General features: G+C 62.0%; 9 protein-coding genes. 6 read left to right on the top strand and 3 right to left on the bottom strand.

Translation table 11 applies throughout. From position 1 onward, the window contains the following. Window positions 1-17 precede the first annotated feature (17 nt). Window positions 18-473: a hypothetical protein gene (locus PVE35_RS06860; protein ID WP_277374215.1), complete on the bottom strand. Its 456-nt coding sequence runs from the start codon at window positions 471-473 to the stop codon at window positions 18-20. A gap of 287 nt (window positions 474-760) precedes the next feature. Here PVE35_RS06860 and PVE35_RS06855 point away from each other — a divergent pair, with 287 nt between their 5' ends. Further along, window positions 761-1,894: a mechanosensitive ion channel family protein gene (locus PVE35_RS06855; protein WP_277374214.1), complete on the top strand. Its 1,134-nt coding sequence runs from the start codon at window positions 761-763 to the stop codon at window positions 1,892-1,894. A gap of 47 nt (window positions 1,895-1,941) precedes the next feature. On the opposite strand, the gene PVE35_RS06850 is transcribed toward PVE35_RS06855, so the two are convergent. Next, window positions 1,942-3,405 (bottom strand): ATP-binding protein, encoded by a 1,464-nt coding sequence (locus PVE35_RS06850; protein ID WP_277374213.1) that lies wholly within the window; start codon window positions 3,403-3,405, stop codon window positions 1,942-1,944. Between the two features lie 339 nt (window positions 3,406-3,744). On the opposite strand from PVE35_RS06850, the gene PVE35_RS06845 reads away from it, so the two are divergent. After that, window positions 3,745-4,443, top strand: a complete 699-nt coding sequence (locus tag PVE35_RS06845; RefSeq protein WP_277374212.1) for an endonuclease — start codon at window positions 3,745-3,747, stop codon at window positions 4,441-4,443. 150 nt (window positions 4,444-4,593) lie between these two features. Here PVE35_RS06845 and PVE35_RS06840 read toward each other — a convergent pair whose 3' ends face one another. Next, window positions 4,594-4,800 carry a hypothetical protein gene (locus PVE35_RS06840; RefSeq protein WP_277374211.1) on the bottom strand — a complete coding sequence of 69 codons (207 nt, stop codon included), beginning with the start codon at window positions 4,798-4,800 and terminating at the stop codon, window positions 4,594-4,596. Window positions 4,801-4,873: 73 nt separating this feature from the next. Here PVE35_RS06840 and PVE35_RS06835 point away from each other — a divergent pair, with 73 nt between their 5' ends. The 4 genes from PVE35_RS06835 to gcvT all read left to right on the top strand — a co-directional run bounded on the left by PVE35_RS06835 (window position 4,874) and on the right by gcvT (window position 11,421). Then, window positions 4,874-6,391 carry a sigma-54-dependent transcriptional regulator gene (locus PVE35_RS06835; protein ID WP_277374210.1) on the top strand — a complete coding sequence of 506 codons (1,518 nt, stop codon included), beginning with the start codon at window positions 4,874-4,876 and terminating at the stop codon, window positions 6,389-6,391. A gap of 529 nt (window positions 6,392-6,920) precedes the next feature. Continuing rightward, the gene (gcvH, locus tag PVE35_RS06830; protein WP_268182344.1) at window positions 6,921-7,298 is read left to right on the top strand and encodes a glycine cleavage system protein GcvH; all 378 of its coding nucleotides are present in this window, start codon (window positions 6,921-6,923) and stop codon (window positions 7,296-7,298) included. A 9-nt stretch (window positions 7,299-7,307) separates the two neighbouring features. Then, window positions 7,308-10,160 (top strand): aminomethyl-transferring glycine dehydrogenase, encoded by a 2,853-nt coding sequence (gcvP, locus tag PVE35_RS06825; RefSeq protein ID WP_277374209.1) that lies wholly within the window; start codon window positions 7,308-7,310, stop codon window positions 10,158-10,160. A gap of 136 nt (window positions 10,161-10,296) precedes the next feature. Next, window positions 10,297-11,421, top strand: a complete 1,125-nt coding sequence (gcvT, locus tag PVE35_RS06820; RefSeq protein WP_277374208.1) for a glycine cleavage system aminomethyltransferase GcvT — start codon at window positions 10,297-10,299, stop codon at window positions 11,419-11,421. Window positions 11,422-11,746: the final 325 nt, after the last annotated feature.

Genomic DNA, 11,746 nt, shown 5'->3' with positions numbered 1-11,746 from the left:
AATCTGGATGTTTTGTATTAGCTAGCCAAAGGCGGTGATTTTTCACCTTTGCCTACAAGAATTTTAATATGCTTTGGCACAAGGCTCAGCATACAGAGAAGAGACAAATGTACAAGTATTGATGGAAGAACACCAACTAGAAGCGCTAAGTAACTGAGCTCTCTAAAATTCGCAATATCTGCCAGCACACCAATCAGATTCCAAGGAATAGTTCTAAAGAAAAACAAAACAAAGACAAAAATGAAAACAACTACGACGCAGAACAAATAGACCACTGAAAAAAATTTATTACGACCAGCGAGAATTAATGCTGAGAGTGCAAAAGGCAGTGAAATAAGAAAGGTCCAAAAAAGACTTTCACCTAGTTCCGTCTCACAATTCCTTGCTCCCCCGCATGAGCCAATAACACCGAACACAACAAAACCAGCGGATAGAGCTGCAAGACCGAGAATCATGCGAATCAGTATCAGCATGTAGCACCTAGCATTGACTGGAAATTGGAAGCTAGCCATAGCTTGCAGGCCTGTCTAGCAGCTGTGTCGAAAAAGTGTCGAAGACATTGCAAGAGATAGCGGAAAAATGCCGTACTGGCAGGGCTGCAAGGCCAGAAAAGCCGGGCATTGCGGATCACTGCATTGGGTTGGAAAGGGTTCGATTCCTACCTGCACTCCACTAACCAAAACCACTCACCCATTCCCCGGAACTTCTGCCCCCCAACGCCACCAGAACACTATCCGCCCTTTTCTGGAGGCCCCTGGCGATGGAACAGTGGAATATCTGGCTTAACCGCGATATCTGGCTCAACGTGGCGATCGTGCTGGTCGCCACGGCGCTGATCTACAGCGTGCTGCGGGCCGTGGTTGGCGCACTGCACAAGCGGTTGACGGCCTGGTCGAAGGATCAGGATGGCAGTTGGCAGCACTTCGTCGCCGTGGTGATTGGCCGTACCAGCCGGTTGCTGCTGCTGGCCTTTTCCCTGTTGCTGGCGTTGCGTTTGCCGGATCTGCCCGACAGTTGGCAGAGCGCGCTGAGCCACACCTGGTTCGTCGCCCTGGCCCTGCAGGTGGCGCTGTGGGTCGACAGTGGCGTGCGCCTGTGGTCGCGCAGCCTGGTGATGGGCAAGAGCGGCGGTAGTTACAACCCGGTGATGACCACCATCATGAGCATCATGATCCTGATTGTGGTGTGGTCGGTGATGCTGCTGTCGATCCTGGCCAACCTCGGCGTGGATATCACCGCGCTGGTGGCCAGCCTGGGTGTGGGCGGTATCGCCGTGGCACTGGCGGTGCAGACGGTGCTCAGCGATGTGTTCGCTTCGCTGTCCATCGGGGTCGACAAGCCTTTCGAGATCGGCGATTTCGTGGTGTTCGGCGAGGTGGCCGGCACCATCGAGCATATCGGTCTGAAGACCACGCGCATCCGCAGCCTCAGCGGCGAGCAGGTGGTCTGCGCCAACGCCGATCTGCTGCGGCAGATCGTGCACAACTACAAGCGCATGAATACCCGACGCATCGTCTTCAAGTTCGGCATCAGTTATGACACGCCGACCGACAAGGTGCGCCAGGTGGCGGAGAAGGTCGGCGAGATCATCCGAGCCACGCCCAAGACCCGCTTCGACCGTGCGCATTTTCTCGGTTTCGACGAAAGCCAACTGACCTTCGAGGTGGTGTATATCGTGCAGAGTTCGGACTACAACCAGTACATGGACATTCAGCAGGAGATCAACCTGCAACTGCTTGATGCCCTGCGCGAGCTGGACGTGCGCTTCGCCCTGCCGCGCCGCGACCTGCGCCTGGTGGGTGAGAGAACGCCGGTGCTCAAGGTCGCCGGCCTGCCGCAACAGGTGGAGGCCGAGCAGGGCGAAGAAGATCAGCGCTTGCCGAGGTTCAGTTAGCGTCTGAGTTGATGCAATTCAGGCAGCGCTAGTCAAAATCGCTTTATTCAAAGCTCTGCCGTCAGTGCGATCAGGTCTTGAGGCAGCACACCTTGCGCCTCGATCTGGTCGGCCAAACCGGCGTTGATCCGAGGCGCAATCGCGACATATTCAACCTGCCAAGAGCGGAATCGCGGCTGCGCGTTCAAGAAACGCTCAGCGGCTTGCTTGAGTGACTCGATGGAGCCCAGCAGCTTGGTTTCGTTACGTTTGCAGGTGCCAAAACGAATACGCTGTTCATCGCCGCAGATAGCCACCAGATCGATTTCCACATCGCTGCGATCCCAGAAGCCCTGAATTCGCTCTGTAAGCGGGAAGTCGCCAAGTCCTCGACGGCTACGCTCCTCATAGAGCCTGCCGACCATGTCCTCCAGCGCATGGCCCTCAACCTGCATCAGACGCTCATCTGCTTGGTTGAGTAGCTTCTCCAAAGGACGGAAAGCCACTGCCGATACTGGCTGCTGCAAAGCTGAAAGCCATGCCCGAAGGAAATTGTCACGGATGTAGTAACGACCTGATCGCGCACGAGCTGGCGCGAAAATCGGCAACCGCCGCTCAATCATCTGATAGCGCTCAGACAATATTTTCAGATAACCACCCACCTGTTTCACTTCGCCCGGCCCGGATACCTCAGCCATGGCCGCTTCGATGCTGGCATTGCTGCAGCCCGGATGCTGGGCCAGGTATTGCAGCAGCATGTCGTAGCGGCCACGCAGCTCACGCAAGAACCAGTTGTCTGCCTCATTGCGCAAGGGAGAGGAGCTCGAGAAAAACAGGCGCCGCAGAACCTCTTGCCGCTCCGCGGCCAGCACACCTTGCTCATAAGCGTCCCGATAGAACTTCGGAACCCCCTCGAACAAGCTCCAGAGAAATAGCAAGCGCTCCGGCTCCACATCAGCATGCGCTCGGAGTATTTCAAGAATAGAGCTGATATCCAGATGCCCAAGCTCTAACGCATCGGTTGTCCGGTTGAATAACGGCGCAGCACGGTCCTCGAGCAACGCCGTCATTTCAGCATGCAAGGATCCCAGTACGATCAAGCCACCTGACACATTGGCCGCGTTGGCGGCTAACCGATCAACCACCGCTTGAAGCAAAGAGCAAAAATCAAACAAGCGCTTGCGGTTGAAGTACTGAAACTCATCGAGAGCGATGACGTATCCCTGCTCGGCAAGCCTACCGATCAGGTCGGCCAAGTCCCCCAACGAGCGTACTCGCTCCGGAATACCGAAGGTATTGAGGTATTCATTACAGGCCGCTACGACCCCCGTAGGGTCAGAGTCAGGAATCTGGATGTAAAGCGTCTTATCGATGCCCGCAGCCTGCAGTGCTTGCTGGATCAGCGTGGTTTTACCAATGCGGCGGCGCCCGGAAATCTGCAGGAAGAACCATCTCTTACGCTCAAGCACATGCTGCATCTGCTGCAGTTCAGAACGTCGGCCGTAAAAAGACCAGGGGCTGGCTTGTGCCATTGGCTCACTTCCTTCTACAAAAGCTAATCATGAGGCGTCTCGGCCTTGGAAAGGACGCAGGTTACAGCACGCACACAATTAAGGTAAAAATTTTTACCTTATGAAAAACAGGCTAGCTCCCCATTGACTAAAGGGCGGTTCAATCTGCAACCGCTCGATGCCCTGCTCGAGCAGGTAAGCGTCTGCCAAGGTTCAACTGAACATCACACGAGTGACGGGCGGCTCGGTCGGGCTGCCCGTCACTGCTTGCACGAGGCCTTTGTGCCATCATGTAAACCTTTGAAAAATCTTAACTTTCCTGCTTCACAAGCGTGATGGTGACGGCTACTCTGCCGCCCCATGATTCGATCTCTACTCCCTCTGCTCTGCTGTTTCACCGTCCTGTCCCTGCATGCCGCACCCGCCACCTTCGCCGAGGCCAAGCGCCTGGCCTGGCCGCTGTATGCCCAACAAGCCACCGAGTTCTATTGCGGCTGCAAGTACAGCGGCAATCGGGTCGACCTGCGCTCCTGTGGCTACACGCCGCGCAAGAATGCGAACCGCGCCCAGCGCATCGAGTGGGAGCATATCGTCCCGGCCTGGGTGATCGGCCATCAGCGCCAGTGCTGGCAGAAAGGCGGGCGCAAGCACTGTGCGGCCAACGATGCGCAGTTCCGCAAGGCCGAGGCCGACCTGCACAACCTGGTGCCGAGCATCGGCGAGGTGAACGGCGACCGCAGCAACTACAGCTTCGCCTGGCTGCCGCAGAAGCCGCATCAATACGGCAAGTGCCAGACGGTGGTGGACTTCAAGGCGCGCAAGGTGATGCCGCGCCCGGCGATTCGCGGGATGATCGCGCGCACCTACTTCTATATGTCCGACCGCTACAGGCTGCGCCTGTCGAAGCAGGATCGCCGGCTCTACGAGGCCTGGAGCAAGGCCTACCCGGTCGAGCCCTGGGAGCGCCAGCGCAACCAGCAGGTGGCCTGCGTGATGGGCTGGGGCAACCCCTATGTGGGCAAGGTGCAAATGAGCCGCTGCACGCGGGAGCGTGGATAAGTAGGGTGCGCCGTGCGCACCGCGCCAAAACGGTAATTGCAGGAATTGGCCAGCGATCATGGGTCGCGGCTAAAGCCCCTCCCACAACCTAGATGCAGGTAGCGGGAATGCTGTTCGCCGGCAACCGTGGGGCGGTGCGCACGGCGCACCCTACGAAGGGTTGCTCAACCGCTGCAACTCGCGGCGCACCATGTTGACGAACTCCGGCGGGCCGAGCTGGTACAGCTCCTGCGCCACCCAGGGCAGCCAGCGCCCTTGCAGCTCGGCCTTGCGCGCCAGCAAGCGCTGGGCCTCGGCTTCGGCACGGGCCTGGTGCTCGCGGTGGTAGTCGGCACGGCTCGGTTTTTCTGTGCTCACGCTGTCGCCCTTTTCCTCATCTCGGGCAGAGCAGGCATAATCGCCGCCTGTTCGCCCATTTCGACCGTCTTCAATGCGCATCCACGTCAGTTTCATCGACCGCGTCGGCATCACCCAGGAAGTCCTGGCGCTGCTCGGCGGGCGCAATCTGAACCTCGATGCGGTGGAGATGGTACCGCCAAACGTCTATATCGACGCACCGACTCTGAGCGCTGCGGTGCTCGAGGAACTGCGCGGCGCGCTGCTGCAGGTGCATGGCGTGCAGAGCGTGGAGGTGGTGGACATTCTCCCCGGCCAGCGCCGCCGCCTGCAGCTCGATGCGCTGCTCGCCGCCATGCCCGACCCGGTGCTGGCGGTGGACGATCGCGCCACCGTTCTGCTGGCCAACCCGGCGCTGATCGACATGTGCGAGCGCCCGCCCGAGGGCCTGAGCATCGCCGCGCTGTTCGCCGACGATGCGCTGCAGCAGTCGCTGCTCGCCGCAGGTTTCCATCAGCCATTGCGCGAGGTGCATTTCGCCGGTCAGCCGCTGCTGCTCGATGCCCAGCCGATCACCGAGGACGGTCGCCTCACCGGCGGCCTGCTCACGCTCTATGCGCCGAGCCGCATGGGCCAGCGCCTGGCCGCGCTGCATCACGACCATGCCGAGGGCTTCGATTCGCTGCTCGGCGAGTCGGCGCCGATCCGCGCGCTCAAGGCTCGTGGTCTGCGCGTGGCGTCGCTCGATGCACCGCTGCTGATCCATGGCGAAACCGGCACCGGCAAGGAGCTGGTGGCGCGAGCCTGTCATGCCGTCAGCGTGCGTCGCACCGCCCCCTTCCTGGCGCTGAACTGCGCCGCCCTGCCGGAGAACCTGGCCGAGAGCGAGCTGTTCGGTTATGCCCCTGGCGCCTTCACCGGCGCCCAGCGCGGCGGCAAGCCGGGGCTGCTAGAGCTGGCCAACCAGGGCACGGTGTTCCTCGACGAGATCGGCGAGATGTCGCCCTACCTGCAAGCCAAGCTGCTGCGTTTCCTCAGCGATGGCAGCTTCCGTCGCGTCGGTGGCGACCGCGAAGTGAAGGTGGACGTGCGCATCCTCAGCGCCACCCACCGCGATCTGGAGAAGATGGTCGCCGAAGGCAGCTTCCGTGAAGACCTGTTCTACCGCCTCAACGTGCTCAACCTGGAAGTGCCGCCATTGCGCGAGCGCGGCCAGGACATCCTGCTGCTGGCCCAGCACTTCATGGCCCAGGCCTGCGCGCAGATCCAGCGCCTGCCCTGTCGCCTGGCACCGGCCACCTTCCCGGCGCTGCTGGCCGGGCGCTGGCCGGGCAACGTGCGCCAGTTGCAGAACGTGATATTCCGCGCCGCCGCCATCTGCGACAGCAACTGGGTAGAGATGGACGATCTGGATATCGCCGTGACCGAGGTGGCGCCACGGGTCGAGGGCGAAATCGGCAGCCTGGAGCAGGCCATGGACGAGTACGAGAAGGCGCTGCTGGAAAAGCTCTATGCCAGCCACCCCTCCAGCCGCCTGCTCGCCGCCCGCCTCGGCACCTCGCACACCGCCATCGCCAAGCGCCTGCGCAAGTACGGCATCGGCAAGGTGTAGCAACGCTCGTTTGCGTGGGCTTAGCCCCCCGGTACAGCCATAGGGCGGCGGTGCAACATGCAGAATCGCCCGGTGGGTTACACGGCGCATCACCACCGAGTCGTCAGCACGCTCGCCGCCAGCGCCGCTAACCCACCCTACATGCCGTGACGAACCCGTAGTCCGGATGAAATCCGGGGTGCCTGCACGATCCTCCCGGATTGCATCCGGGCTACAAGCCAGGCGGGACAAGGCCTGCCACCCTTCCGTAGCCAAATCGTTCCACTGTAATGATTACGTAACGACGCGGGCAAAGCCCGATTCCCGCAGGTGCGACCTCGACTTTGCTAAAAACGACGCATCGTTTTGGAATGATATCGTTCCAGCATGATTTTGGCAGTCACACTTAAAAAATTTAACTCATTGATTTTATTGAATTTCATGTCGATGGCACCAAGCTTGCTCTAGACCCGGCAATTCGACCCGCCTGTTGCGGGTTACCCGTTGCCTGCCGCAGAAGCAGGCCACCTTTGCCCCTTGAGGAGTTCACATGAGCGAGTTGCGTTTCACCGCCGATCACGAATGGCTGCGTCTGGACAACGATGGTCTAGTGACCGTCGGCATCACCCATTACGCCCAGGACGCACTCGGCGACGTGGTGTACGTACAACTGCCGGAAGTGAAGGCCTACGCCCAGGGCGAGGAAGTGGCCGTGCTGGAGTCGGTGAAGGCCGCCAGCAACATCGTCATGCCGCTGGATGGCGAGATCGTCGAGGTCAACGCCGACCTGGAAGGCAGCCCGGAGCTGGTCAACGAGTCGCCGCTGGACAAGGCCTGGTTCTTCCGCATGCGCCTGGCCGACAACGCCGTGCTCGCCGACCTGCTGGACAAGGCTGGCTATGATCGTCTGTTGAATGCCAACGCCTGAGTGACCGCCATGACCCAGCTCGATACCCAGAACGAATTCATCGCCCGCCACATAGGCCCGCGCGAGGCCGACACCGCCGCCATGCTCGAACTGCTCGGCTATGACTCGGTGGACGCCCTGACCAATGCGGTGATCCCCGAGAGCATCAAGGGCACCAGCATCCTCGACGCGCAACCGGGCCTGTCGGAAGCCGACGCCCTGGCCAAGATCAAGGCCATCGCCGCGAAGAACCAGCAGTTCAAGAACTACATCGGCCAGGGTTACTACGGCACCCACACGCCGAGCCCGATCCTGCGCAACCTGCTGGAAAACCCGGCCTGGTACACCGCCTACACCCCGTACCAACCGGAGATTTCCCAGGGCCGCCTGGAAGCGCTGCTGAACTTCCAGACCCTGATCAGCGACCTCACCGGCATGCAGATCGCCAACGCATCGCTGCTGGATGAAGCTACCGCTGCCGCCGAGGCCATGACCTTCTGCAAGCGTCTGTCGAAGAACAAGGCCAGCAACACCTTCTTCGCCTCCCAGCATTGCCACCCGCAGACCCTCGACGTGCTACGCACCCGTGCCGAGCCGCTGGGCATCGAAGTGGAAGTCGGCGACGAAGCCGCCATCACCGATGCCAGCGCCTATTTCGGCGCCCTGCTGCAGTACCCGGCGAGCAACGGCGATATCTTCGACTATCGCGCCCTGGTGGAGCGCTTCCACGCTGCCAATGCCCTGGTGGCCGTGGCCGCCGACCTGCTGGCCCTGACCCTGCTCACCCCGCCGGGCGAGTTCGGTGCCGACGTCGCCCTGGGCAGCGCCCAGCGCTTTGGTGTGCCGCTGGGCTTCGGTGGCCCGCACGCCGCCTACTTCGCCACCCGCGACGCGTTCAAGCGCGACATGCCGGGCCGCCTGGTGGGCATGTCGGTCGACCGTTTCGGCAAGCCGGCCCTGCGCCTGGCCATGCAGACCCGCGAGCAGCACATCCGCCGCGAGAAGGCCACCAGCAACATCTGTACCGCCCAGGTGCTGCTGGCCAACATCGCCAGCATGTACGCCGTGTACCACGGCCCGAAAGGCCTGACCGCCATCGCGCAGCGCGTGCACAGCTTCACCGCCATCCTCGCCCTGGGCCTGACCAAGCTGGGCCACAGCGTCGAGCAGCAGCACTTCTTCGATACCCTGAGCATCAAGACCGGCGCCAAGACCGCCGAGCTGCATGCCAAGGCCCGTGCTGCCGGTATCAACCTGCACGAGATCGACGCCGAGCGTCTGGGTCTGTCGCTGGACGAAACCACCGACCAGGCCGCCGTCGAGGCGCTGCTGAACCTGTTTGCCGCTGACCAGGCCGCACCTGCCGTCGCCGACCTGGCCGCACAGATCGCCAGCCGCCTGCCGCAAGGTCTGCTGCGCCAATCGGCGATCCTGCAGCACGAAGTGTTCAACCGCTACCACAGCGAAACCGAGCTGATGCGCTACCTGCGCAAGCTGGCTGACAAGGACCTGGCTCTGGATCGCAGCATGATCCCGCTGGGCTCCTGCACCATGAAGCTCAACGCCGCCAGCGAAATGATCCCGGTGACCTGGCCGGAATTCGGCAACCTGCACCCCTTCGCTCCGGTCGAGCAGGCCGTCGGCTACACCCAACTGACCTGCGAGCTGGAAGCCATGCTCTGCGCCGCCACCGGCTACGACGCCGTATCGCTGCAGCCCAACGCCGGCTCCCAGGGCGAGTACGCCGGCCTGCTGGCCATCCGCGCCTACCACCAGAGCCGTGGCGACGATCAGCGCGACATCTGCCTGATCCCGCAATCGGCCCACGGCACCAACCCGGCGACCGCCTCCATGGCCGGTATGCGCGTGGTGGTCACCGCCTGTGACGCCCGCGGCAACGTCGACATCGCCGATCTCAAGGCCAAGGCCGAAGAGCACAAGGATCGCCTGGCTGCAATCATGATCACCTACCCGTCCACCCACGGTGTGTTCGAGGAAGGCATCCGCGAGATCTGCGAGATCATCCACGCCAACGGCGGCCAGGTTTACATCGACGGCGCCAACATGAACGCCATGGTCGGCCTCTGCGCGCCGGGCCAGTTCGGCGGCGACGTCTCCCACCTGAACCTGCACAAGACCTTCTGCATCCCGCACGGCGGCGGCGGCCCGGGCGTCGGCCCGATCGGCGTCAAGTCGCACCTGGCGCCCTTCCTGCCAGGCCATGCTCACATGGCACGCAAGGAAGGTGCAGTCAGCGCCGCGCCGTTCGGTAGCGCCAGCATCCTGCCGATCACCTGGATGTACATCAGCATGATGGGCGGCAACGGCCTCAAGCGCGCGTCGCAGATGGCCATTCTCAATGCCAACTACATTGCCCGTCGCCTGGAAGAGCACTACCCGGTGCTGTACTCCGGCGAAGGCGGCCTGGTGGCGCACGAGTGCATCCTCGACATCCGTCCGCTCAAGGACAGCAGCGGCATCAGCGTCGACGACGTGGCCAAGCGCCTGATCGACTTCGGCTTCCACGCCCCGACCATGTCCTTCCCGGTGGCCGGCACCCTGATGATCGAGCCGACCGAGAGCGAGTCCAAGGAAGAGCTGGATCGCTTCTGCGACGCCATGATCGCCATCCGCGAAGAAATCCGCGCGGTCGAGCAGGGCCGTCTGGACAAGGACGACAACCCGCTGAAGAACGCCCCGCACACTGCCCTGGAGCTGGTGGGCGAGTGGAACCACGCCTACAGCCGTGAACAGGCGGTGTACCCGCTGGCGAGCCTGATCGAGGCCAAGTACTGGCCGCCGGTTGGCCGCGTGGACAACGTCTACGGTGACCGCAACCTGGTCTGCGCCTGCCCGTCCATCGAGGCGTATCAGGACGCGTAAGGCGCTTGTCTCCCTAACCCTCTCCCCGAGGGGAGAGGGGACTGTTCAGCGTCCAGCCCGTAGCCCGGCTGCAATCCGGGCTACGACTCGCGAAACGCCCCGCGCCATCGCGCCGGGCCTTCTGAAGGAATTTCTCATGACCACCGAAACCCTCGCCAAGACGCCGCTGCACACCCTGCACCTCGAACTCGGCGCACGCATGGTGCCGTTCGCCGGCTATGACATGCCCGTGCAGTACCCGCTGGGCGTGATGAAGGAACACCTGCACACCCGCGACGCTGCCGGCCTGTTCGACGTGTCGCACATGGGCCAGATTCTGCTGCGTGGCGAACACGCCGCGCGCGCCCTGGAAAGCCTGGTGCCGGTGGACATCATCGACCTGCCGGTGGGCCTGCAGCGTTATGCCATGTTCACCGACGCCCAGGGCGGCATCCTCGACGACCTGATGGTGGCCAACCTGGGTGACGACACCCTGTATCTGGTGGTCAACGCCGCCTGCAAACATCAGGATCTGGCCCACCTGAACAAGCACATCGGCGAGCAATGCCAGATCGAGTGCCTGTTCGAGGCGCGCGCCCTGCTCGCCCTGCAAGGGCCGAAAGCAGTCGACGTACTGGCCCGCCTGGCCCCGGAAGTGAGCAAGATGACCTTCATGCAGGTGGCTCGTGTACGTCTGCTGGGTAGCGAATGCATCGTCAGCCGCAGCGGCTACACCGGCGAAGACGGCTTCGAGATTTCCGTCGCCGTCGACCAGGCCGAAACCCTGGCGCGCAGCCTGCTGGCCGAAGCGGAAGTCGAGGCCATCGGCCTGGGTGCGCGTGACTCGCTGCGCCTGGAAGCCGGCCTGTGCCTGTATGGCCATGACATGAGCAGCGCCACCTCGCCGATCGAAGCCAGCTTGCTGTGGGCCATCTCCAAGGTGCGCCGCGCAGATGGCGAACGCGCCGGCAACTTCCCCGGCGCTGAGCGCGTGTTCGAGCAACAGCAAAAAGGCGTAGCACGCAAGCGCGTCGGCCTACTGCCGCAGGAGCGCGTACCGGTACGTGAGGGCGCGGAAATCGTCGACGCCGACGGCACCGTGATCGGCCAGGTATGCAGCGGCGGCTTCGGCCCGAGCCTCGGCGCACCGGTGGCGATGGGTTACGTCAATGCCAGCCACACTGCCATCGACAGCGACGTCTGGGCCGTGGTGCGTGGCAAGCGCGTGCCGATGAAGGTGGCCAAGACGCCGTTCGTACCGCAGCGCTACTATCGCGGTTGATCCCCTTAGGGGCACCTCTAAAAACTACCTCCGTTGCCATCGCGGCGTTAAAAACAGGCTCAGAATGCTCATTTACAACACGTAAACTGCGCCTCTTCGCCTGTTTTTGCCTTGCGCTGACTGCCTCGCCTACGTTTTTAGAGGTGCCCGTAGCCCGGATGTAATCCAGGAGCTTTTCACGGTCTCCCCGGATTGCATCCGGGCTACGTCTGTCTTCGACGGCCAGGAGTGCATCCTGGGCTATTTGCGCACGCCCATGGGGCAGCGGCGCTACGCATAAAATTCACACAACCGTTCGTCAGTAAAAAATTTCTTTTAATAACAA

The organism is Pseudomonas sp. AA-38, assembly GCF_029457475.1.
GTDB lineage: Bacteria > Pseudomonadota > Gammaproteobacteria > Pseudomonadales > Pseudomonadaceae > Aquipseudomonas.
The sequence above is the reverse complement of the archived record's forward strand: the minus strand, read 5'-3'. Positions and strand labels throughout refer to the sequence as shown.